The 25971-nt window shown below is 32.7% G+C and carries 18 protein-coding genes; 10 read left to right on the forward strand and 8 right to left on the reverse strand.

The annotated features are described in order from the left end of the window. Positions 1 to 188: 188 nt before the first annotated feature. The 3 genes from EI427_RS18135 to queA all read right to left on the reverse strand — a co-directional run bounded on the left by EI427_RS18135 (position 189) and on the right by queA (position 2133). The gene (locus EI427_RS18135; protein WP_126617416.1) at positions 189 to 599 is read right to left on the reverse strand and encodes an ATP-binding protein; all 411 of its coding nucleotides are present in this window, start codon (positions 597 to 599) and stop codon (positions 189 to 191) included. Further along, on the reverse strand, positions 592 to 948 hold the full coding sequence (locus EI427_RS18140; protein WP_126617418.1) for an STAS domain-containing protein: 357 nt from the start codon (positions 946 to 948) through the stop codon (positions 592 to 594). Before EI427_RS18140 ends, EI427_RS18135 begins: the two co-directional genes overlap by 8 nt. Positions 949 to 1086: 138 nt before the next feature. Further along, entirely contained in the window at positions 1087 to 2133 is a 1047-nt protein-coding gene (gene queA / locus EI427_RS18145; RefSeq protein ID WP_126617420.1) for a tRNA preQ1(34) S-adenosylmethionine ribosyltransferase-isomerase QueA, read from the reverse strand. A gap of 186 nt (positions 2134 to 2319) precedes the next feature. Between queA and EI427_RS18150 the strand changes: the two genes are divergently transcribed. The 3 genes from EI427_RS18150 (at position 2320) to EI427_RS18160 (ending at position 5675) form a co-directional block, all read left to right on the forward strand. Then, a complete protein-coding gene (locus EI427_RS18150; protein WP_126617422.1) occupies positions 2320 to 3570 on the forward strand; it encodes an ABC transporter permease in 1251 nt (416 codons plus the stop codon). Positions 3571 to 3589: 19 nt separating this feature from the next. Next, a complete protein-coding gene (locus tag EI427_RS18155; RefSeq protein ID WP_126617424.1) occupies positions 3590 to 4999 on the forward strand; it encodes an ATP-dependent DNA helicase in 1410 nt (469 codons plus the stop codon). A gap of 70 nt (positions 5000 to 5069) precedes the next feature. After that, positions 5070 to 5675 carry a class I SAM-dependent methyltransferase gene (locus EI427_RS18160; RefSeq protein WP_126617426.1) on the forward strand — a complete coding sequence of 202 codons (606 nt, stop codon included), beginning with the start codon at positions 5070 to 5072 and terminating at the stop codon, positions 5673 to 5675. A 72-nt stretch (positions 5676 to 5747) separates the two neighbouring features. Here the strand turns inward: EI427_RS18160 and EI427_RS18165 are convergent, their stop codons facing one another. From EI427_RS18165 to EI427_RS18175, 3 genes are all read right to left on the reverse strand, one after another. Then, a complete protein-coding gene (locus EI427_RS18165) occupies positions 5748 to 13283 on the reverse strand; it encodes a S8 family serine peptidase (RefSeq protein WP_126617428.1) in 7536 nt (2511 codons plus the stop codon). Positions 13284 to 13786: 503 nt separating this feature from the next. Beyond that, positions 13787 to 14551, reverse strand: a complete 765-nt coding sequence (locus EI427_RS18170; protein WP_126617430.1) for a cyclase family protein — start codon at positions 14549 to 14551, stop codon at positions 13787 to 13789. Between the two features lie 272 nt (positions 14552 to 14823). After that, a complete protein-coding gene (locus EI427_RS18175; protein WP_126617432.1) occupies positions 14824 to 16629 on the reverse strand; it encodes an acyl-CoA dehydrogenase family protein in 1806 nt (601 codons plus the stop codon). Between the two features lie 427 nt (positions 16630 to 17056). Between EI427_RS18175 and EI427_RS18180 the strand changes: the two genes are divergently transcribed. Further along, complete coding sequence (locus EI427_RS18180; RefSeq protein WP_126617434.1) at positions 17057 to 18661, forward strand: fumarate hydratase; 1605 nt, start codon at positions 17057 to 17059, stop codon at positions 18659 to 18661. A 138-nt stretch (positions 18662 to 18799) separates the two neighbouring features. Beyond that, the gene (locus EI427_RS18185; protein WP_126617436.1) at positions 18800 to 20113 is read left to right on the forward strand and encodes a TlpA family protein disulfide reductase; all 1314 of its coding nucleotides are present in this window, start codon (positions 18800 to 18802) and stop codon (positions 20111 to 20113) included. 124 nt (positions 20114 to 20237) lie between these two features. Here the strand turns inward: EI427_RS18185 and EI427_RS18190 are convergent, their stop codons facing one another. Together EI427_RS18190 and EI427_RS18195 are read right to left on the reverse strand one after the other, a co-directional pair. After that, positions 20238 to 20651, reverse strand: a complete 414-nt coding sequence (locus tag EI427_RS18190) for a DsrE family protein (RefSeq protein WP_126617438.1) — start codon at positions 20649 to 20651, stop codon at positions 20238 to 20240. A gap of 325 nt (positions 20652 to 20976) precedes the next feature. Then, complete coding sequence (locus EI427_RS18195; RefSeq protein WP_126617440.1) at positions 20977 to 21561, reverse strand: 30S ribosomal protein S16; 585 nt, start codon at positions 21559 to 21561, stop codon at positions 20977 to 20979. Positions 21562 to 21806: 245 nt separating this feature from the next. Here EI427_RS18195 and EI427_RS18200 point away from each other — a divergent pair, with 245 nt between their 5' ends. The 5 genes from EI427_RS18200 to gldE all read left to right on the forward strand — a co-directional run bounded on the left by EI427_RS18200 (position 21807) and on the right by gldE (position 25968). Further along, the gene (locus EI427_RS18200) at positions 21807 to 22430 is read left to right on the forward strand and encodes a rhomboid family intramembrane serine protease (RefSeq protein WP_126617442.1); all 624 of its coding nucleotides are present in this window, start codon (positions 21807 to 21809) and stop codon (positions 22428 to 22430) included. Then, entirely contained in the window at positions 22418 to 22933 is a 516-nt protein-coding gene (locus EI427_RS18205; protein WP_126617444.1) for a DUF2062 domain-containing protein, read from the forward strand. Before EI427_RS18200 ends, EI427_RS18205 begins: the two co-directional genes overlap by 13 nt. Positions 22934 to 22935: 2 nt before the next feature. Next, the gene (mutY, locus tag EI427_RS18210) at positions 22936 to 23988 is read left to right on the forward strand and encodes an A/G-specific adenine glycosylase (RefSeq protein ID WP_126617446.1); all 1053 of its coding nucleotides are present in this window, start codon (positions 22936 to 22938) and stop codon (positions 23986 to 23988) included. A gap of 91 nt (positions 23989 to 24079) precedes the next feature. After that, positions 24080 to 24562: a single-stranded DNA-binding protein gene (locus EI427_RS18215; RefSeq protein ID WP_126617448.1), complete on the forward strand. Its 483-nt coding sequence runs from the start codon at positions 24080 to 24082 to the stop codon at positions 24560 to 24562. A gap of 26 nt (positions 24563 to 24588) precedes the next feature. Further along, on the forward strand, positions 24589 to 25968 hold the full coding sequence (gldE, locus tag EI427_RS18220) for a gliding motility-associated protein GldE (RefSeq protein ID WP_126617450.1): 1380 nt from the start codon (positions 24589 to 24591) through the stop codon (positions 25966 to 25968). The last annotated feature ends 3 nt before the right edge of the window (positions 25969 to 25971 follow it).

Genomic DNA, 25971 nt, shown 5'->3' on the forward strand with positions numbered 1-25971 from the left:
ATAACTCAAAAAGATCTTCTATTTTTTTTCTTGGTTAATGCACTTTAGGTACAGAATGTACCTAGAAATAAGGAGTAACCGAACAAATGTAAGATCAAAAAATTATTTTATAAAAATTTTAGTCGAAACAAATTATAAAAATAAAAAAAAGAGACATTTTTCAATGTCTCTTTTCTTTTAAAATGAATTCAAAGCTGTTTAACTAGCCTACAGACTTGATGGTCTCCAACTTGTACAACTTGAACTGCATCCATAATATTTTTTACTAATCTTAATCCCATTCCACCTTTACGGTGTTCTTTTATTACATCATTAATAGTTGGGGATTGATAGGCTTTAATATCAAAAGCTTCTCCGTCGTCTTTAATCTCAATAACAACACCTTTTGTATCAATAGTTGTTGTTACGGTCACTTCAATTTCTTTGGTAGCATCGCAGTTGTTAGAATGGATCATTCTATTTGCACAAACTTCATCTACAGCTACAACAATCATGTCTCGTTTAGAAATAGGTACACTGTATCCCTCCAATGACGAAAGTATAAACTCTCGTATCGTATGTAAATTGGCGGTTTCACAGTTAACTTTGGTTCTAAACATTACTGCTTTGAATAATTTTTGTGGCTTCTTCTTTATTTGCTGCCAAGTTTAAAAATTGATCTACACCTAAGATTTCTAATACACTTCTAATGTTGGCTCCTACATTGTAGAGTACCATTCCGATTTTTTCTGTTTCTATTTCATCTAATCTAGATGTAAAAACACCAATACCTGCAGAAGAAATGTATGTTAACCCTGCGCAATTGATTAATAACTTCTTATCGCCACGATCAATGCATTCTTGAAGTGTTGTATCTAAATCAACAGAAGAACTTGCATCTAATTCACCGACGACATCAATAAAAGTGTAATCATTTTCTTGTACAACATTAACGTCAACTTTGGTCATTCTATATACGGTTTAACTTCATTAAGGTTTCCCTTAAAGAGATATTTTTTTACATTTTTTTAAAAAACATACAATAAAGGTTATAGAAATCTAAATCTACACGCTCTATTGTATGTTTAATTTACACTATTATTCTTATTAAAGAATCAACATTGCATCACCGTAACTTAAGAAACGGTACTTTTCTTTTATTGCTTCTTCGTAAGCTTGCATCATTAAATCGTAACCACCAAAAGCAGCAGCCATCATTAATAATGTAGATTTTGGTTTATGAAAACCAGTAACCATAGAAGATACAATTTTAAAGTCGTAAGGAGGGAAGATAAATTTATCTGTCCAGCCTTCATTTGCTTTTAATGTATTTGATGCAGAAACAGAAGTTTCAAGAGAACGAAGTGCAGTTGTACCAATAGCACAAATATTCTTCTTTTCTTCTAATGCTTTGTTTACCACAGTAACAGTTTCTCCGTCTACTTCGTAGTGTTCAGAGTCCATTTTATGTTTTGTCAAATCTTCCACATCTACATCTCTAAAAGCACCTAAGCCTACATGTAGTGTAATTGGAGTCATTTCTACACTCTTAATTTCTAAACGTTTAGCAATTTGAGGTGTAAAGTGTAAACCAGCAGAAGGAGCTGCAACAGCACCTTTCTTTTCTGCGAATATTGTTTGGTAACGATCTCTATCAGAAGCTTCCGCTTCACGTTCTAAATCTCTTGGAATAGGTGTTTCTCCTAATTCCTCAATTGTTTTGTAGAATTCTTCATCTTCTCCATCTACTAAGAAACGAATAGTTCTACCTCTTGAAGTTGTATTATCAATAACTTCAGCAACTAAGCTACCATCACCGAAATACAATTTATTACCTACACGAATTTTACGAGCAGGGTCAACTAAAACATCCCATAAATGAGATTCTTTATTTAGTTCACGAAGTAAGAAAACTTCAATTTTAGCACCTGTCTTTTCTTTATTACCATAAAGGCGAGCAGGGAAAACTTTGGTATTGTTCATTACCAAAACATCGCCCTCATCAAAATAATCTACGATGTCTTTGAACATTTTATGTTCAATTTTGCCTGTAGCACGGTGAAGTACCATCAAACGAGACTCATCACGATTTTCCGCTGGATATTGAGCGATTAGATCTGTTGGTAGATCAAACTGAAATTGGGATAGCTTCATGGAATGAAATTACGTATTATATTCTATCTATAAATATCGATATATATCTTAACTTTACTTAATACACACAAAATGCGTACCTTGAAAATCAAGACAGTAAATTTAACAAATAAAGATTAGATAATTTCCAAACAATCTTTTAGATACAGGATTTATTATCAATTTTCTATCATTTTTTCGATAAACATGCTTTTTCTAAGACTTTTTTTTGAAAGTTTTCGGTTTGCAGTACATGCACTGAAAGAAAATATACTAAGAACAATCCTCTCATTACTAGGAGTTACGATTGGTATTTTTGCAATTATTGCCATATTCACTTTGGTAGATGCACTCAACAACGGAATACAGGGTAGCCTTTCTGTTTTTGGTGATAAAGTTGTTTATGTTGGTAAATGGCCTTTTTCTTTTGGAGAAGGGGAGTATCCTTGGTGGAAATACTACAGAAGACCTAGCCCTAATGAAAGTGAGTATAAATTTATTCAAGAGAATGCAAAGTGGGTTAAATCCATTGCTATTTATGAAGCAAAAGGTGGCAATACTTTTCAATACAGAAATAATAGTTTTGAAGATGGCAAAATTGTGGGTGCTTCTTATGAGTACAATAAAATCAATTCTATGCCTATTGGAGATGGTAGATACTTCACTACAAACGAAATGTCTTCTGGTGTACAAAAAGCAGTTATTGGTTTTGAGGTAGCCAAACAATTATTCCCAAGGGGTGATGCTTTAGGGAAAATGATTAAAACAAAAGGACAAAAATTTTTAATAATTGGGATTTTCGAAAAACAAGGTGAAAGTTTAATACCTACACCTAGTAACGATGAACTCGTTTTAATTCCATATCATTCTTTTATAAAAATTTACGCCTCTAAAGGCAGATGGGTTTCTACTAATCTAATTGCAAAAGGATACGATCGTGATACTGATATGGGAGAAATTCTAGCAGAATTAAGAGGGTTACTAAGGATAAAAAGAGGCTTACGACCTAAAGATGATGACAACTTTGCATTAAATAGAACAGATGCTATTGTAGAATTTATTGATAAAATAACTGGATCCTTAAAAATTGCTGGAGGAATAATTGGTATGTTTTCTATACTTGTAGGCGGCTTTAGTATTGCCAATATTATGTTCGTATCGGTAAAAGAAAGAACATCCCAAATTGGAATTCAGAAGGCACTTGGTGCTAAAAACTACTTTATTCTACTTCAGTTTTTATGTGAATCTATGTTTTTAAGTTTCTTTGGTGGTATTGGTGGTTTATTTCTAGTCTCCTTACTATCGTTACTTTCTACAGAAGTTTTTGTGATAACATTAAACTTTCAAAACTTAATTATTGGCTTAGGTATTTCTGCTTTTGTTGGTATTATTTCGGGTTTAGCTCCAGCAATATCTGCTGCAAAGATGGACCCTGTTGAAGCTATGAGAGCTTCTTAAATATAACTAGAATACAGTAATGATCACACCTTCAGAACGTATAAGTGCCTCATTCCCTTTTGAACCTACAAATGGGCAAAAAACGCTTTTCGAGTTACTCGATGATTTTGTTTTAGAAAAAAGTACACGTAGAAATACATTTTTATTAAAAGGTTATGCCGGTACAGGTAAAACATCTGTATTAACTGCTTTCTCTAACATTCTACGGTTCTATAGTTATAAGCCGATTATGTTGGCACCTACGGGGCGAGCGGCTAAGGTGATGTCTTCTTATGCCAAAAGAAAAGCATTTACTATCCATCGTATCATTTTTAATCAAAGTGAAGATCCTGATACAGGTATTCTTCAATTTCAACGACAAAAAAATACGGCTCAAAATACTGTTTATATAATAGATGAAGCTTCTATGGTAGACGATCAGTCTCATCCTGGTGGAGAAGGTTTATTATCATCATTAATAAATTATGTATTTGAAGATCCAAAATCTAATAATAAATTATTTCTAGTAGGAGACTCTGCTCAGCTTCCTCCCGTAAAACAAGAAATTAGTCCTGCTTTAGACGAGGTGTATTTACAAAATGTATTTCGCTTAAATGTAAAAAGCTTAGAGCTTACAGAGGTAGTTAGACAGGCTTCTGAGTCTGGAATTTTATACAATGCCACAACACTAAGGAATGCTTTAATTTCGCAACAAGATATAAAGTTTACTACTTCCCCTTTTTCTGATATTTACAAAATGGGATCAGACAAATTAGAAGATGGTTTACTCTATGGATATGATAAATACGGCATCGAAAATACTGTAATTATTACGCGTTCAAATAGAGCCGCAACACAATACAACCAATATATAAGAAGGCAAATTCATTATAGAGAAGAAGAGCTTGATGCTGGAGATTATCTTATGATTGTTAGAAATAATTATTTTTGGTTAGATGATGATTCCCCTGCCGGTTTTCTTGCAAATGGTGAATTTATTGAGGTGACAAGTGTTGGTGGAGTAGAAGAGAAGTATGGTTTCCGTTTTTGTGATATCCGTTTCAGACTTCTTGATTATGCAGACCACCCCACTGTTGAAGCTAAAATTATTTTAGATACATTGCACTCTTTTACTCCTCAGTTAGAAAGAGAAGAAAATAGAAAATTATACAATGCTGTTTTAGAAGAACATTCAGAAATTGCAGATAAAAGAATAAGACTAAAAAGAATTAGAGAAGATGAATATCTGAATGCCTTACAGGTAAAATTTTCTTATGCCTTAACATGTCATAAATCTCAGGGTGGGCAATGGGATGCTATATTTGTAGATATAGGTTTTATTAGAGACGATATGGTAGATACTGATTTTATAAGGTGGCAATATACTGCTATTACAAGAGCTAAATCAGAATTGTTTTTAATGAATTACCCCGATAAATTTTTTAAGTAAAAAACTTTTTGTCACTTTCATTTTTAGTATATTACTGTAATACTTTTAATATTAACATTAATCCATTAAAATGAGCCCTCTCTATTCTAAAGTCCTTTCTATCTACGAACAGCTTAAATTAAGGTATCGATTAATTAATCAGTCTAACCCTAAATTGGTTGTTGGAAGTTCTTATATTTTCCAAGAAGGTTGGATACCTAGTGATATACATGCTCTAAATATTCTAAAAGAAAAAGATTGGGAAAGCTACTTCAACAGAGGATCTATTAAAAATATTTTAGGAGAACATGTTTGGGAACATCTTCATCCAAAAGAAGGTTTAATTGCTGCTTCTAATTGCTTTTCTTACCTAAAGAAAGGAGGTATCTTAAGAATTGCAGTTCCAGATGGTTATCATCAAAGTGCTGATTATATAAAAAAAGTAGAGCCTGGAGGAACGGGTGCAGGTGCTGATGATCATAAAATTCTTTATAATTATCAAAGCCTAGAAAAAATGTTGCAAGAAGCTGGTTTCACCACAAGAAGGCTTGAATATTTTGATGAATCACATCAGTTTCATCAAAATCCATGGAAAGAAGAAAATGGATATATCCAGCGTTCATTAAATAATGACCGACGTAATTCTGATGGAAAACCAAACTTTACATCTTTAATAATTGATGGAATAAAGAATTAAAAAAACCACCAAAGTAATACCTTGGTGGTTTCAAGAATAGACTTCTCTATTCATTATTCATTTTAAATTCAATTATTTTTTCATCAATTTATTATATGTTTTTACAGTACCATTTATTGATATTGTATAGATATGAATACCATTAGATAGTGGTGCTAAATCTACATTTAATTCATGATTTCCATTACTTAAAGTACCCATCGAAATTATTTTTTCAACTACTCCATTCAAATTAAAAATCTGAATAACTACATCACCTTGTTGAGGTAAAGTAAAAGTAAAAGTTGTTTTATTAATTACTGGGTTTGGATAATTTCTTAGATTAATTTTTTCTAAGATATCCTTATCAACAGCCGTTGGTAATTCTTCTTCCTCTTCCTCTACTACATCTTTTTCAGATACATCAACAACAAGCATTGTCATTCCAGAAGCACCATGTACATCTGTAGCTATTAATGCTACTTCTGTAACACCTTCTACTAAGCCAAGAATTGCAAACTGCCCTTGAGACATTGATGCCATTACTTTTCCATCATCAGAAGCAGCAATTCCAAAAGTTAATGCATCTTCATCTTCATCAGAGAATATTACTGATGGATCAAGGAAAGTAGGTGTATTATCTAAGAATAAGAACAATGTATCTTGCTCAATAGCAATTGGTGCTCTATTTACATCACTAACAAGTACCTCTATTTGAGTTGAAGTCGATACGCCATGCTCATCTGTAGCAGTTACATCCAATACATAATCACCTGCACTTTCATAATCTGTTGTTAAATTGATAAATAAAGTATCATTGCTTGTTGATGTACTCTTTACTAAAACATTCTCCTCAATATTAAATGTTATAGCATGACCTTCTATGTCATGAGCTACTACCTTAATCATTTTCTCAGATGCTTCGTCCATTTCTACCATTGATGGTAATTCTATAAATTCAGGAGCAGTGTTTGATGTTAATGAAGTAACAACTACTTCTACTTCAGCAGTTTTATCATTACTCATAAATTTAAACATTGCTTCTTCATAAGAAGAAATAGTATTTGATGGACTAAAAGTAACATCAATTTTTTCTGAACTTCCTGCTGTAACTGTTCCTTCAAAAGAAGATAAAGTAACCCAAGGAGCAATCTTTGCTGACTGATGTAAAGCATTCATCCATAGTAATAATGGGAATCTATTATCTGTTGTTACATCTAACCATGTACCATTTGCTTCTATATATGAAATATCAGACATAGTTTCTGCTGACTCTACAAAACCTTGAGGTCTAGCAGGACCAAATGGATATGTAATAATCATATAAATCGTTTCACCTGGGTAAAATTGTATAGCTTTATTTAACTCAAATGTTAGTAAACTACCTTCTAGATCATCAAAAGCTGTTTCTGTTAAGAATGACTGTTGATGTAAAACAGTAGGATTGTCAATATCACCAACACCAACTGTAATCATTAATTCAGCATTTGCTAAACCTGCAGGAACATACCATGTAGAAACATGAGATAAGTTAAACCCTGTGTTAGGTGCTTTGAACTTTGTTAATGTACTAAAGCCATTTGCTCCATAACCAATTCCTCCAGCTTTTTCATAACCTTTGAAATAATTGATCTCATCATCAAATTCTGTATTTAATACTCCAATTCCTGATGAAACTGATTGCAAACGAGAAGCTGAAAGTGGAGTAGCTATATTTTCAGTATTTAATATAGAAGTACTATTAATCATACCTTGTCTAGGGTATTCTACTTCAACTGAATAAGCTAAATCTGAAGCTCCTTCAACATTACTAACCACTATTTCATCCATAATAACTGATTGGTTATCAAATGAAACTTGATGAATAGTATCTGCTGCTATTTCCATATTAGGAGGTAAGATTAAATTTGCTCTAATCACTAAAGTATCTGTTAGTCCCATATTATCATTTACAATAATAGAGTCTAAGAATACACCACTTTCTATTGGAGAAACTGAAATTCTAGTTGAAAGATTTTCAGAAGGAGCAATACCTGGCCATGGAGCCCACATTGGATCAAAGAAAGCCGTATTTTTCCATAATGGATCTCCAAATGGATTTCCATCCCAATCTAAGTTATAACCCCAAATCTCAATTGTTGGATTTGTTCCTTTTATGGATTTCATCTCCATAAGATCTAACCCTTTTGTACCAATATTTTGTGTATTAAGAATTACTTCTAAAGATTGTCCTTGTGACCAAAGTAAATCGCCTAAATCAATTACTTCTTTATCCCATTGAAGTATAGCAATACCATTAACAGTAAGATTTACTGGAACTTCTACTTTTTCATTATTTGGAGATTCACTCTGTAAAGCTAATGTTGTTTTATATTGACCATCTAATAAATTACCCGCATCAACAGCAAAGTTTAATGTTTTAGACTCTCCTGCAGGAATAATCGTTTTCTCAGTTGGTGTATATTCAATTACTAAACCATCTCTAATATATGAACGGTAAAAATTAACCATCACACCTTCCGTACCATCGTGGTTTTCTAAACCAATTGTTAACCATTTACTCCAGAAGTCAACACCATCTTGATTCCAAGTCTTATACTGCATTTTGATTCTTCCATCTTTATAGAAAACCGTTTCTGCAGTAGCATGACCTCCCATAATATTACCAAAATGTTGGTAACGTTCATACGTTACAACAAACTTCTCTTCATCTTCATAATACCAAATTCCTTTATTTGGATTCTCATCATAATAATCTGTTTCACCTGCCATCCATAATGGTGTTACAATATTATTAATATCAGGAGCAAAAGGTATTTCTAAAGGATACCAAATTTTATCACCTAAAGGTGCACCGTTATAATAATTAAAGCTTATTTGACCATGAATACCAATGTAAACACTATCATAATTAATACCATAATATTCAAACGTAAATGGTAGTTTTACTGGTTTCCAATAATCATCAAGTTCAATATCTATTTTTTCACCATTCTTTGTGATATCAATAAATTGATAAGAAGGAGATTCTAGATCTTCAAAACCTGACAATTCTTTCATGTTATCTTTCCAAGCATAAGAATAGTTTGGAATAACACTTGCCGGCTGAATTTCTTTTTGCTCATATAACCAATGAGATCCCAATGGTAATACTTCAAGGTCTGCTTCACCTGCTGAGTTATCAACAATTATTGATAATAGATCACTTTCACCTGCATTTAATGTGAAAAAACGCTCTGAGTTATCAACATTAATCATTGGTGCGTGGATAACATTTGCTGTAATTGGGAATGTATATACAGTTCCTAATTCATCTGTTACAATAAGATTATCTTCTAAAGGACCATCTACGGTTGCTGTAAAAGATACTTTTAGTGTTTCTGAAAGACGAGGGTCAATAGTAAATGTATTTTTATCTACTGTAAATAATCCATTTTCTACAACCGCAGAAGTAAAATTAATAGGCTTATTTCCTTGGTTCCTAAACATTACAACCGTTGATGGTGACGCTGTTTTGTACACATCTCCGAACGGTAAGTCATCTCTTGTTGTCGTTACAATTGCTTCTCCACCACTTATTACATCTGCATGTAAAGTAAAGTGTGCAAGAGGTGTTAAAGGATCGTTAGTAAAGATGGATACATTTTGAGTGTTTCTCATTTCGTCTAAACCTTCTGTAACTACATCATAAGTAATATCTACAGATTGTCCAACAGGAACTACACCTTTTACACTACTTAAATTTCTAGCTATTTTTCTACCTGGATGATTTACTTTAATCGTTACATTAGAATTCTTAGAAGAAAATAATTTTTCAGGTTGCAGAGAGTTTTCATAGATATAAAAACCATCTTTTTTATCTGGACTTTCCACTCCAATAAATGGAGCATTAGAATTTCTGATTCCCCAAACATCTTGATATCTATATTCAATATTACCATCAGCATAGAGTACTATTTGATACGTAATTTTATGTGATTCATTAAAATCATCTTCTTCTGGCTTAGAATACAAGTTTTTGTATTCCATGATCACATAGTTACTAAATCTTTTATATAGAAATTTAGTATCAAGCCCAATATTAGTATATAAATATAAACCTGCTACATACCCGTTAGAAGTAAAATTCGAGCCTAATAGCTTACCCCAACTACCATTCACCGGATCTTTGGTATCTAAAGCAATCATACCTACATGAGAAACATGCATTTCATTTACGAGAGTATCAAAGAAAGGGAATTCAAATCCTAGTTCAACATCAATAAAATCTAAGAATGAATTATCTTTAAACTGTTGAGTAAAATCAAGAACATCTTCTTGACCTTCTAATTCTTCCCAAACAAAATTATCTGAAACTAAATCCCATGAGTAACCAAAACGATGAACACCTTCTTCTCTATCTTCATCATAAAGAGGAATAGAATATTGCAATGGATAATTACCTAAATTATTGATTGTAAATAATCCTGTATCAGTTCCTCCTAAAGGAAGAGTGTAAGCTTGCTCTACCGGAGTAACCTCTATTTTAGACGGTTCAATACCAACTGCTGTTAGATTAATTTCAAATGATCCTCCATAAGTATTATCTGTAAAAACAAACTTTGCAGTTTCAGTACCTGCTTGAGTAGGTGTATATTTTAAAGTAATTTGATTTACTTTTCTAGCATAGAAAGTATAAGGTTTTTGTGTCAATTCAAATGATGTACTTCCTTCTAACGTTACATTATTTGCTAATTTGAAAATACCATAACCATAGTTTGCTACTTCAATTATTAATTCTTTTTCATGCCCTACCTGAACACTTCCGAAATCAACAATATCAAACGTTTTCATATCCGAAGTATGACCTTCTACTTTCGTAGAAATATTCAATTTCTTTAGTGGTTCTACAGGGTCATTTGATTCTACAAATAATACAGAAGTATAAGATCCATTTACTAACGTAGAGGCGTCTACAGTTGCTATAATCGTTTGTTCTGAATTCCCTAAAACATCACCAGAAGCGGGAGCCAATGTAATAAATTCACCTACAGAAGGATTTTTACTAATTGCTGAGAATAAAAATGATTGTGTTTTATCATATACTGCATCTACTAAATAAGACCACGATTTCCCATCATCATCACTGTAGAACATTTTATCTTCTCCCTCAGTTGTGAAATTATATTCACCTATTACAAGAGGATATTTATTTCCTGCAGGTATTCTTGCTACCAACCAAAATACTTCACCTTCAGAGAAAAATAATTGTTCTTCTAAATTAAAGTAATGAATATCTCTTTTTTGTGGTTCTAATTCTTGCTCCCATTTTAAAGTTGCTGAACTCAAAATATTACCTTGATACACCTGTATTTTGGTAGTACCTTCAGTAAGATCATTCAAGAAAATCTCAAAATTTGTAAGGTTAAAACCACCTTCTGGAGCAATATACGCTACGGCTGCAGTATTTGATTTTGCTAGATCATTATCTCCTATAAAGAATGAAGGAGAGAACCATTTGTTACAGTATTCTAAATACTGATCTTCAAACTCTTCTAATTCAGCATGATCATTTAATGACATTACATCTATTTGAGGATAAACCTCTCGTCCAACATTAGAAGGTTCTACAAGTGCACCTGCCGATAACGTTGCATAATTCTTTGGGTAGTGATTTTTATATCTTGCCTCTAAAGAATAAATTAATTTGCCTTCTTCTTCATTAAGAAATATAATCTCATCAGAAGCAGTTGTAGAAGTTACTAAATCAGCTGTGATAGATAATGAAGATTTAGAAAATGTAAGCTTAGGCCCTAAGTTTGTTGCACCTACAATAGAAGAAGATAAAGCTGATTCATTTCCCCATCTATCTTTTGCTAAAATGGCAAATGAATATTCTGTCTCTGCAGCAAGTTCATTTAATCTATACTCATTCCACTCTCCCAATCCACTTGCTGAATTAACAACAACTTTTGTAGCTGATGCTAAATCAAATACTCCTTCATTGTAATAAATTTCAAAAGTACTTGCTTGTCCATCATCTTCATCCGAAGGTGTAATCCATTTTAAAGCAATATGATCCACACCTGCATATGCTACTTCAAATAAAGTTACATCATCAGGAATTAATCCTTCATTTTCTTTTAGAGCAAAAGACGCATCAATTCTACCAGTACCTAATTGCCCGATATAATTAGGATTTAAGTCGTCAATACTTACTACACCATTTAATAGCTGAGCTTTTAGTTTAGATGGAGTCATTGTTTCTCCTCCTAAATGAGATAAAACTAAAGCTGCAATACCTGATACATGAGGACAAGCCATAGATGTACCCTGGAAAAAACCATAATCATTTCCTGGTAAAGTTGATAATACGCCATTAATTTGACCTGTAGTTGTTTCTCCACCTGGTGCCGATAATTCTATCCAATCACCATAATTAGAGTAATCAGCTTTTGTATCATTTGGTCCTGTTGATGCTACTGTAAAGCAGTTTTCATAATACCCAGGGTACCATTTTCCATCAAGATTACTATTACCAGATGCAAAAATTACAATACCACCTTTCATTGGTGCTCCTTCATAATCTCCTGCTTCAGCAATAAAATAATCGATGGCATCTAAAACTGCTTGATCAAAATATCCTTCTGTAGTATACCCCCAAGAGTTTTGAGAAATTACTGCTCCATTATTTGCTGCATAAATATAAGAGTTGGTGATATCAATAAGCGGTCCTCCAAGTATTTGGCAAGACATTAATAAAGCACCTTGATTTGTTCCGTCTCCACCTGCAACACCTGCTACTCCGATACCATTATTATTAACTGCAGATACAGTACCTCCAACGTGTGTACCATGAGATTGAGCAGCAATATTTCCAGATGCCGAAGAAAAGTTCCATCCATAAATATCATCTATGTAACCGTTCCCATCAGAATCTTCTCCTTCAACTCCATTTAATTCGGCTTCGTTCACCCAGATGTTATTTTTTAAATCTTCATGGTTAACATCAATACCTTCATCATGAATAGAAACAATTACTCTATTAGAGCCCATTGTAGTTTCCCATGCTTTAAATAGATTTACATCAGCACCTTTTGTCCATGTATTTGATCCATCATTATTGTAATGCCATTGCTTCTGAAGCAAAGGATCATTAACTGGCATGTTATCCGATAATGTTTGGATTTGATCTTTAGAAATTGGTTCAAATTTAGCATCTGGTTCAATTAATTGTTTCTCCTTAATTGTCTCTGCTAATTCTACATCTGGCAAACTTGAAAAAGATTGCACAACTGCATCTAACGATACATTAGATTGCACATCCATTTGATACCATAAATGTAAATCATGTTTACGTAATTTATGTTCAAATTTAGCATTGTAAGGGAACACCCTTTTCATATTTTCTGCACCATATTGATGGGCAGTTGCATCAAAAGAAGCAATACCTAAAGTGGCAACACCTCCGTTCATTGGTGCAATTTGTAACCTTGCATCTGTGGCTTCTTTAAACTTTACTCTAATCACTCCTTGAGCTACTCCTTTAGAAAAAGTAATAGGAGTTTGTGCATAACTTTCTGAAGCATTTAATACTCCAAAAAATAAACACATCAAGAAAGTCAATACTCTTAGTAGATGAATTTTCATTGATAGTCCGTTTTGCGTTTAAAAATTGAATTGGTTAGAAATTATTTCATCTTCAATAGATTTAATAACTTCTGAAGTACGTCAGTCTCCTTCTTTCGCACTTCAATCATCTCAAGTAACTTTTCCTTGTCGCTGGTTATGTTACTGTGTTGAGATTTTTTCGTGTTTTTGTCAGACATGTTTCTGATAAAAAAGTTATCGTCAGATCTCACACAATTTTAAGTGCTAAACGAGTGTTAATGCAATTATTCTAATGCTACATGAACTCTCTGGTAGTGCTACATCAATGCTACAGCTATAAAAAAACAATGAACAAGACATATCAATAAAATACTTAGAACTCTATAAATCAATAATTTAAAAAGTGAACATGCTAAATTTAAATAATTGATTTTTTTAGACGTATATCAATGCATAAGTGTCCTCAAAGAAGAAAAACCTCCACCTTATTACGAATAATAAAGTGGAGGTTTTAATTTATTTTCATCTAAAAAGTAATTGATTTACTCTTCCATCATTGCTACTACACGAGCTGGAGCTGCAGATGCTCCAACAATTTTAAGTGGAAAAACAGCTACCTTAAATCCTGAATAAGGCAATGCATTTAAGTTTACCAATTGTTCCATATGGCAATATTCTTTCTCTTGACCAACCAAATGAGCCTCCCAAAATAATTCTGAGTTACCAGTTTTCTTTGCTTGCTCAACTAGATAAGGTAAGGGTAAATCCCAACCCCAACTATCTATACCCATTACTTTAATTCCACTATCGATTAAGAAATGAGTAGCTTCTGCACTCATCCCTGTTCCAATTTTATGGAAGTTTTCTGTACCGTTAAACTTGTCTCTTCCTGTTTTAATCAGAACAATCATTCCTGCTTTTAAAACTAGATTTTGAGCAGTAAGGAACTCTTTAATGTCTGTAACTGTAATTGGATCAAAATCTACTTTATGTTCCATATCAATTACAATCCCATCTCCATAACACCAGTCTAGAGGAACTTCATCTATGGTTTTTGCTTTTTCGCCTGCAACGGTTGGAGAGTAATGCCAAGGGGCATCAATATGGGTTGTAGAATGAACGCCCATTTTTTCTATAGTATCATCTGCCCAACCCGTAAATCCTTTCGGAAATAATTTAAAAGGTAAACCAAATAGCCTGATTAACCATTTTGCCTTTTTATGCGGTTTGTGCTTAATTTTCACACGCATAAACCAAGGGTCTTTTTTATTGAATTTAATTGGTTTAGAGAGGTCTATTATTTTCATTGTTAGTTTTGGTTTTATAATTATCTAATCCTCCATTTTATCAGATTTTCTAATAACTATGAAGTACAATTTGAGTTAGATGTCACGAATATAAACACTTACACAAGTAAAATCATAACAATTTAATTACCACCACCTCTTTAAACATAAAAAAGCCAACCCGAAACAGGTTGGCTTTTTTTCATGTAACCAAGTATTTAATCGTCCTATTTCACCTTTCCCTTCTTCTAAAAAGAAGAAGTTCTTGGCAAATTTCTTTTATTATTTTCTGATTAAACTACAAAGAAAGGATATGCTTCTTTCTCTATTAATTCATCAGCTAACTCTCTTCTTAATGCATGAACATTTTCTAATTCATACTTTGTAAAACGTTTTAAGCCCATCAACATTACACGTTGCTCATCGCCAGTGGCAATACCTGCAATTGCTTCTCTTCCAGATACTGCTACAGCTTCTGCTGCTTCGCGAATAAATATCTTAGAGATGTTGATTTGTTGCTTAGCTGCAGCTTCACCTTTTTCTTCTACTAACTTCTCTGTACGAAGAATTGCAGATTCAGCAGCATAAATTTGAATTAGCATATCAGCAACGTTCATTAAAATTTCTTGCTGATCATTGATTTTAGCTTCAAAAACCTGTACAGATCTACCTGCTACCATCAATGCTGCTTTTTTCAAGCGCTTTAAAATATCTTTTTCTGTAGTGAATAATACAGATGTATCAAGCGTTTCGAAAGAAGGTACACTTGTTAATTCTTTTGCTACATCCATTGCTGGAGAAACAATATCAAGTTCTCCTTTCATGGCACGTTTAATCATCATGCCTACTAGAAGCATTCTGTTTATTTCATTTGTACCTTCATAGATTCTAGAAATACGAGCATCTCTATATGCTCTTTCCATTGGTGCATCAGCAGAAAAGCCCATACCACCATAAACCTGAACTCCTTCATCTACTACAAAATCTAAGACTTCTGAACCGAAGACTTTAAGAATTGCACATTCAATAGCGAATTGTTCAACTCCTTTTAATTTTGCTTTTGCATCGTCCATACCACTTGCTAAAAGCTCGTCTGTATGGTCTTCTATATTTTGACCAGCTCTATAACACATCGACTCAATTACGTATGTTTTTGTTGCCATTTGAGCAAGTTTTTGCTTGATAGCTCCAAAGTTTGAGATCGGTTGTTTAAACTGCTTTCTTTCTTTAGAATATCTGATTGAATGGTTGATTACTGCACGACATCCCCCTAAAACACCTGCACCTAATTTAGCACGTCCGATATTTAGAATGTTTACTGCGATTTTAAAACCATTACCTCTTTCAGATAACATGTTCTCTACAGGAACCTTACAATCGTTAAAGAATACCTGACGAGTAGAAGATCCTTTAATTCCTAATTTCTCTTCTTCTTCGTTCATTGTAATTCCGCCAAACGACTTTTCTACAATAAATGAAGAGTAGTTTTTATCATCACCAATTTTTGCAAAAACAATAAATAGTTCAGCAAACCCAGCATTTGATATCCACATTTTTTGTCCTGTAATAAGATAGTGCTTACCATCTTCTGAAAGAACTGCTTTTGTTTTACCAGAGTTTGCATCAGAGCCAGCATCTGGCTCTGTTAGTGCGTAAGCTGCAGCCCACTCACCAGTAGCTAATTTTGGTAAATACTTATCTTTTTGCTCTTGTGTACCATAATACAAAATTGGTAATGTACCAATACCTGTATGTGCACCATAAGTTGTAGAGAACGAACCTGCTTCTCCAAATACATCAGCAATCAACATAGATGTATTGAAGCTCATTCCTAAACCACCTAATTCTTCTGGAACAGAAATACCTAATAAGCCAAGTTCACCTGCCTTATCAAAAATATTTTCTACCAATTCCCAGTTATGACCATCAATTTCTTTTGCCTTAGGCGTAATTTCTTGATCAATAAAATCTTTAGTGGCTTGTGCCATCATTACTTGCTCCTCCGAAAATTCTTCTGGAGTGAAAATGTCATTTGCTTCTGTTTCGCGGATTAAAAATTCTCCACCTTTGATTGCCTTCTTATTGGTTACAGTATTCATAATTCTATATCTGTATTGTTATGTGTTGTTATTGGATGAACATTAACTCTAATGAGCTTATTTATGTGTTGATTATTGGATGCTTTATCAAGAGATCTACCTTTGAAGTATGTATTACAAAAGTATTTCTTCACTTAAAAATGTATGCTTGCATAACATTCATTATCCAAATATAATAAAATTATTATGCAAGCATAACATTATTATTAAAAAATGTTGAATCAACGTTTATTTTTTTACGAAATATTCATTTTTGAGACGTATTCGATGTTTTGAATACAAAAATTTATTAGAATCATTAAAATCTATTTACCAAGTATGACTAATCTCACTGATGTAATCATTATCGGTGTGTATTTTTGTCTATCTGATAATTTTTAACCATTATCAGCATATTCGACACAGATATTTAATTAGACAGATACAAATGAGCGACTTTTTTTATCAGAAGCCTTTCCCAATACAGAAAGACTCTACGAAGTACAGATTACTAACAAAAGATTTTGTTTCTACTATAGAAGTAGAAGGTAAAACATTTATTAAGGTTGACCCTAAAGGATTAGAATTGCTTTCTAAAGAAGCAATGGCTGATGTATCCTTCTATTTAAGAACTGCACACTTAGAAAGTGTTGCTAAAATTTTAGAAGATCCAGAAGCTTCAGACAACGATCGTTTTGTTGCACGTACATTATTAGAAAATGCTGTAGTTGCAGCAGAAGGACAATTGCCAAGTTGCCAAGATACTGGTACTGCAATTGTAATGGGTAAGAAAGGTGAAAACGTACTTACTTTTTCTAATGATGCCGAGCACTTATCAAAAGGTATATACGATACTTACCAAAGCAGAAATCTTCGTTACTCTCAAGTTGTTCCTTTAACAATGACAGAGGAGAAGAATACAGGTACAAACCTACCTGCACAAATTGATATTTATGCTGAAAAAGGTAGTGAATATGAGTTCCTATTTATGGCTAAAGGTGGTGGTTCTGCTAACAAAACATTCTTATACCAACAGACTAAAGCGTTATTAAACGAAGAAAGCTTAACTGCTTTTGTTAAAGATAAATTAATGACAATTGGTACTGCGGCTTGCCCTCCTTACCACTTGGCATTTGTAGTAGGAGGTACTTCTGCTGAAGTAAATATGGCTACAGTTAAGAAAGCTTCTGCTGGTTATTATGATCATTTACCTACAGAAGGTAATATGGGTGGACAGGCTTTCCGTGATGTTGAATGGGAAGAAAAGATCCAAAAAATCTGTCAAGAGAGTTTAATTGGAGCTCAATTTGGTGGTAAATATTTTACTCACGATGTAAAAGTAATTCGTTTACCTCGTCATGCAGCATCTTGCCCAGTTGGTATTGGTGTTTCTTGTTCTGCTGACCGTAATATTAAGGGTAAAATTAATGCTGATGGTATTTGGTTAGAAGACTTAGAAAGAGATCCTGCAAGATTACTTCCTACAGAAGAATCTCAAATAGATAATCCTATCGACATCGATATTGACCGTCCTATGGATGAAGTTCTTGCGGAACTATCTAAATACCCAATCAAAACTCGCTTAAACTTAAAAGGTACATTGATTGTTGCTCGTGATATTGCTCATGCACGTATCAAAGAGATGTTAGATAATGGTGAGGCAATGCCTGAGTATTTCAAAAATCACCCAATCTATTATGCTGGTCCAGCTAAAACTCCAGAAGGAATGCCTTCAGGATCTTTTGGACCAACAACTGCTGGTAGAATGGACTCTTATGTAGGTTTATTCCAACAACAAAGAGGTTCTATGATTATGCTTGCAAAAGGTAATCGTTCGCAACAAGTAACAGATTCTTGTAAGGAAAATGGCGGATTTTACTTAGGTTCTATTGGTGGGCCTGCTGCAATTTTAGCAAAAGAAAATATCAAATCTGTTGAGTTAGTAGACTTTGAAGATTTAGGTATGGAGGCTGTTCGTAAAATTACGATCGAAAATTTCCCTGCCTTTATTATTGTTGATGATAAAGGTAACGACTTCTTTAAAGCGTTATAACTCTGCATTGATAATTATATAGGTTTCAAAAAATAAAACTCCCTTACAGTTATCGCTGTAAGGGAGTTTTTTACTTTACAACGGAATAATTATAAAGCTTGTCTATAAGACTATAAACACTATTTAATCATTTTATCAATGAGAAAATCGATCATTATTTTATTTACTTTCTTAAGTACATTATTGAGCTGTCAAACTCAACAGAAAACTACTATCAAAATCAAAACTGACGCTCAACATGTAACAGTCAAATCTCTTAAGGAGAATATTATTAATTCAGATACTTTACTATCTTCCTCTCAAGGAATTTATCATATTGATATCAAAGAGCCTCAATATATCACTATTGAAATTGATGATCAATTTCTCTCTGTTTACAGTTCTCCTTATTCACAAATTGAAATAGAGCATGATAATACAGGAATAAATTTTAAAGGTGATTACAAAAGATTTAATACAGCTCTTTATAAATTAAGACAGATCGATAAGAGTGACTATTTTTTTGAAACAAATTTACCTATCAATCAATATTATCAGTATCGAGATAGTATCGATCAACTTATTAAAAATATTTCAGTACATGAACTCAATAATAATGAAAAAGAGCTATTTGACCTTGAAGTTAAAACCTATCAATTACTCTCTAAGTTCAATGCCATTTTAGTTCGAGATTATATCAACAAAGAAAATAACTTTACTAACCAAGAGGAAGAAATACTATTAAAAGAAATCTTTAATCAAAATAAATATTTAGATACAGGCAGTGGACCTTATGAATCATTATCAACTGGATTAATGTATACATTTCTAGACTTTAGAGAAAGAGAAGTAAAAACAAACCCTTTTGAAAATACTATTGATAATGTAAATATCCCTTCAAATATACTAGAAGTAATCCAATCAATAGCCATCAAAGTTTTATTACAATCCACAAGTGATATTACTTTAATTGATCAAACTATTTTAAACTATCAGCAAAAATTTCCTAGTTCCCCTTATATAGAAGAATTCAAAAATGATTATCAAGATTATGTCAAGCTTAAAAAGGGTGAACAAGCAAAAGATATTATAGCCTTTAATTCCAAAGGTGATTCTGTTTCTTTATTTACTTATAAAGAGCAAATACTCATTTTAGATGTTTGGGCTACTTGGTGTCCTCCTTGCTTAAAAGCCTTTGAGGGTATTAATGAACTTGAGCAAAAATATTCTAATAAAAATATTTCCTTTCTTAAAGTTTCAATTGATAATGATTTTGAGAAATGGAAAAAATCAAAATATGTAGAAGAGGGGAACCATCATTATAATATTCCTAGAACGTCATTAAATTCTTTTTTTAATGACTACAGAATAAAAACTATTAGTAGGTATATTATTATCGATAAACATAGACGGATTATTAATGCTCATGCTAAACTAAATGAACTAGATTCCATCATTCAAAATAACATTTAAGGAATTATTTTTAACCCTAAAAAATAAGCCAATTGCATTTTAAATACAATTGGCTTATTTGATATAATATATTTTCATTTTCTAGATACATCTAGTAATCAAATTACAACTTTTCAGTTATCTTTTATTCCATATCTATACCTTTATAACCAGATTCTTGTAACTCTAAAAACCTTACTAGGCCATTAGAAATTATATTTACCTCTTGAGGAAAATCTGCTATATTAATATTATGCTCATCAATAGATGATTGACAAATAGATAATTGAACTCTATCAGGATCAATAGATGCAATTCTTTCCATGGTATCTATATCATCCATAATGTTATTTAATGCATCTCCACAGACAATTACTTCTGCCTTGTGAAATTTTATTTTATCATTCGTTTCTAATGAATCTGTAGTCGACAAAACTTCTTCTAAATGCTCTTTGCTTTCTACATGAAAGACAAAGCTATCTTCTCCATATTTTCCAAAAGCGAGAGTCATTGTAATAAAAATTGAAGCTAGTACGACACCTACTATATGCCTTTCCATATCTTTGATTGTATAATGTTTGGTGTGTTATGAGAGTTATACGTGATAATGTTAATCAGTAGATAATAAATTATGATTCTTTAATATAAAGATACGTTTATCATCAACTATATAACAATCATGCACTTTGTTATGGCAATTAAGTAGTGTTAATATTATTCAATATAACATTACTAATAAATGATATCTTAAAAAGGTAGGCAATAAAAAAGTCCTACCCTTGGGAGGGGTAGGACCATATATTTTCGATTTGAGGCTTACAATAAACCTAGTTTACGGGGTAAATACAGCGGTATCCACCTTCGACTTCAGATTTTTGCTGGAATTACTCAGCAGAATCTTCTTTTGTTTCTTCAGCAGGAGCTTCAGCTTCACCTTCTTCAGATGTTGCTTCTACTACAGCCTCAGCTTCTTCTTTTGCAGCTTGAGCAGCAGCGGCAGCAGCAAGTACTTCAGCAGCAGCTTTTTTCTCAGCTTCTACTACAGCCTTACGAGCAGCAATACCAGCTTCTAATTCAGCTTGTACAGCAGCTTCAGCAGCAGCTTTCTTAGCATCTAACTCAGCAGCGTATGCAGAAGATCTTTCTGACATCCAAGCATCAAATAATTTGTCTGCTTCTTCTTGAGTTTTAGCACCTTTACGAACACCTACTTGTAAGTGTTTTTTGTACATAGCACCAGCTTTAGAAAGAACCATACGAGCCGTATCAGTTGGTTGAGCACCATCTAATAACCACTTTGCAGCAGTATCAGGATCGATATCGATAGTTGCAGGATTAGTATTAGGGTTATAAGTACCTAACTTCTCAATGAAACGACCATCACGAGGTGATCTCGAATCAGCTACTACTACGTTGTAAATAGGTCTTCTCTTACGGCCACGACGTGCCAAACGGATTTTTACTGCCATTTTATATGCAATTTGTGTGTTGGAAAGGAACGCATCCTTTATGACACAGTTAAACAAATGAGGAAACTCGTTCCCCTTAAACGGCACAAAGATAATATAACTTATTGAATTCTACCACTTAAATTATGCATCAAAGGGTTATCAAATTCAAATAAGTAATATATATTGCGAAATTTGTACTGTAAGAGCAGTTAGAATGCAGTATCTTGCAAAACATTTGTATTGAAATTTACTAAAAAAGACATATGAACCTCACAATCATACTAATAGCATTAAATGTAGGAATTAGCTACTATGCGTGGCAAAACCCTAATATTCTAGATAAATTGATGATGCAACCTTATATGGTTCAGAAGAAAAATGAGTGGTATCGTTTTATTACTTCTGCTTTTGTACATGGTAGTTGGATGCATCTTTTGTTTAATATGTTTACACTCTATTTCTTTGGTAGAAATATAGAAATGTGGTTTTTATATATCTTAAAAGATCCAATATTAGCTTCTGTTGCCTATTTTAGTTTATTTATAATAGGTGCAATTGTTGCAGATATTCCAACGTATATAAAACAACGTAATAATATTAATTACCGATCTTTAGGAGCTTCTGGAGGTGTTGCTTCTATTATTTTTGCTAGTATTATTTACTCTCCCGTTAATGATATTTGTTTGTATGGAATACTTTGTTTTCCTGGTTTTATTTGGGGTGGTATTTATTTAATTTACACACAATACCAAACAAAAAATCTAGATAGTAATATTAATCATTCAGCACATCTTTACGGTGCTCTCTTTGGTATTTTATATGCAATAGCAATTGAACCAAGTGCTTTCTCAAACTTTGTAAATCAGGTCCTTTCATGGCGCTTTTAAATAAAATAAGACTTTCGGTAAAACATACATTCACACACCGTGTTATTGTTCCTATTCGTAACCTTCTTAGAGAAGGACTTACTCCAAATAAATTAGCTTGGAGTTTTGCTATAGGATTATTAATTGGTTCATCTCCTTTATTAGGATTTTGTACATGGTTATGTATTCTTGCAGCATTTATTTTTAAACTCAATCAATTAGCTATTCAAGTTGCTAATTATATTGTTTATCCATTACAAATCTTAGTAATTGTTCCTTACATAAAATTGGGAGCATCTTGGTTTGGAAACAACGCGGATGGCATTACTATGGATCAGTTACAAGCAAGTATTGATCAGGGATTACTTAATGGGTTAAAAGAAATTGGTATTTTAATGTTACAAGGTGGAGCCGCTTGGGTAGTGGTTTCATTAATTATTATTTTGCCGCTTAAATATGTGCTCAAAATTGCATTTACTAAAATGTTACAAAAGATGAACCGCGAAAAACACGCAGTTAAGTAATTATGGAATTTGCAGAGCAACTTATACATTGGTATCATCAGAATAAAAGAGACCTCCCTTGGAGGCACACAAAAGATCCTTACAAGATTTGGTTATCAGAAATTATTCTTCAGCAAACTAGAGTAGCACAAGGGCTTCCTTATTACGAGAAGTTTGTTGAAAATTTTCCTACAGTAAAAGATTTTGCTTCTGCTGATATTGATAAGATTTTACATTTATGGCAAGGTTTAGGATATTATTCTAGAGCTAGAAATATGCATATTGCCGCAAATGAAGTTATCAATAATTGGGGTGGTAAGTTTCCTAATAATTACACTGATTTACTTTCTCTAAAAGGAGTAGGTAAATATACAGCCGCAGCTATTGCTTCTTTTGCTTTTGGTGAAAAAGTGGCTACTGTTGATGGTAATGTGTATAGAGTTTTATCAAGAGTATTTGATATACATGATGATATTGCTTCTGGAAAAGGACAAAAAATATTTTCTGAGGTTGCAAATGATTTAATTTCAGTAAAAGAGCCAGATACTTTTAATCAAGCAATAATGGAGTTTGGAGCAATTCAATGCTCTCCAAAAAAACCGAATTGCGAAACTTGTCCTTTTGTACAAGAGTGCTTAGCTAGAGAAACAAATCAAATTGGTGTTTTACCAGTAAAGCTAAAAAAAGTAAAAGTTACCAACAGGTATTTTCATTATATTGTCATTGAAGCTGATAATCAGTTCATATTAAAAAAACGCCCTAGTGGTGATATTTGGACTGGCTTAAATGACTTTCCTTTAGTAGCTTCCAAAGAAGAACACCCTTTTTCTATTCAAAATATAGAACAAGAAACAGGACTTATTTTAGAGGATGGTATAATTTATAAGAAGAGTGAAACCTTTAAGCATTTGTTATCACATCAACGGTTATTTATTGACTTTTTTCACGTAAAATTGCGCTCTAAAATAGCATTACCTAAAAATCTATTTGATTATAAATGGTATGATATCGAAGAAATAAAATTGATTGGAAAGCCGATCATTGTCGAGAATTATTTGACAACATACATTTATTAAGTATTTTGGAATCACGGAAGAAAATCTTCTATGATTATCATTGACTTAATGATTCACATTTTATTAATTAACAGAACATTAAAAACAAAAAATGGCTGGAGTAAATAAAGTCATCTTAGTAGGAAACTTAGGACAAGATCCTGAAGTAAGACACCTTGAAGGAGGTGCTAGTGTTGCAACATTTTCTATTGCTACATCTGATTCTTACACTGACAGAGATGGAAATAGACAAACTCAAACAGAATGGCATAACATTGTTATGTGGAGAGGTCTAGCTACAATTGCTGAAAAATATTTAAAAAAAGGAAGTAAGGTTTATATTGAAGGAAAACTTCAGTACAGATCTTATGAAAAAGATGGTGTAACTCGTTACATTACAGATATTGTTGCAAGAGATATGCAAATGTTAGACTCCCGTCAAGATGGGCAATCTAATAATGGTGGATACGTTCCTCCAACTGCTGCAAATGCTCCTGCTGCTCAACCTACTTCAACACCAACTCCTGCTGCTGCTACACCACAAGCAACTCCAGATTTAAGCGGTGCTGAAGGTAAAGATGATCTACCATTCTAACAAAATTTAGAATTTAAAAAGAATCCATGGAAGGTGATTTATCACACCCTATAATACCACTATTAATGTTTGCACTAAACGATATTCCTTTAGGAGCAGCGTTTATAGTGGTGTTATTACTTATCGTATCAGGCCTTATTTCTGGCTCTGAAGTTGCTTTTTTCTCTTTAACTGCAGATCAAATAAAAGAATGCAGAGAAGGGGATGACCCTGTAGGGAAAAAGGTATTTAAATTGCTACAGACCCCACAAATTTTACTAGCAACAATACTTATCTGCAATAATTTTGTAAATGTTGCTATCGTAATGATTTCTACATTTATTGCTTGGCAAATTGCAGATCAACTAGGTATAGCAAGAAATAGCTTCGAAATTTTCGTTACGCTTACTTTTGTTGTTACTGCCTTAGTTGTATTTATTGGAGAGATTGTACCTAAAATTTATGCCACTAAAAATAGCTTAGTTTTTGCTAAAAAAATGATCACTTTTTGGAGTGTAAGCATAAAAATATTCAAACCATTTGCCTTATTGCTAACTAGTATGGGGAATACAATGGAAAAAGCACTTGCCAATAAAAATTATAACCTAGAAGTATCAGTTAACGAAATAGATCAAGCAGTATCTTTGGCTACAGACCAATCTGATGATAAAGCCAAAGAAATGCTTAAAGGTATTGTTCGTTTTGGATCCAAAACTGTAAAACAGATAATGGTTTCGAGAACAGACATGAATGCTTTAGATAAAACCATTGATTTCCATGAACTCATGGACCATATTAATAAATCTACCTATTCTAGATTACCTGTTTATATAGATACTATCGATTCTTTAGTTGGTCTTTTATATATAAAAGATTTACTGCCATACCTAGATAAAAAAGAACATTTTGAATGGCAAAGAATTATTAGAAAAGATATTTACTATGTTCCAGAATCTAAAAAAATTGATGAACTTTTAAGGGATTTCCAAGAAAAGAGAGTCCATATGGCAATTATTGTTGATGAATATGGAGGTACTACTGGCTTGGTTACTTTAGAAGATATTATTGAGGAGATAGTTGGAGAAATTAATGACGAATTTGACGGTGATTTAGTACAAGATTATTGGAGTAAAGATGCTAGCTTTAACTTAGATGGTAAAACTTCTTTAATAGATTTTGAACGTATCAGCTTACTTCCTGCAGATTATTTTGATAAGGTAAAAGGAGAAAGTGATTCTTTAGGAGGGTTAATTTTAGAGTTACTTCAAGAAATGCCTTCTTCGGGTAAGGTTATTGATTTCGAAGATATTCAGTTTACTATAAAAGCTGTTGATAAGAAAAGAATTAAAACTGTTCATGTTAAGTTTAATGACGAAGGGCATATTAAAAAGCTCAGAGAAGAATTTGAAAAACAAGATCAGGATTAATAA

The sequence above is a fragment of the Flammeovirga pectinis genome (assembly GCF_003970675.1).
In the GTDB taxonomy this organism is placed as follows: domain Bacteria; phylum Bacteroidota; class Bacteroidia; order Cytophagales; family Flammeovirgaceae; genus Flammeovirga; species Flammeovirga pectinis.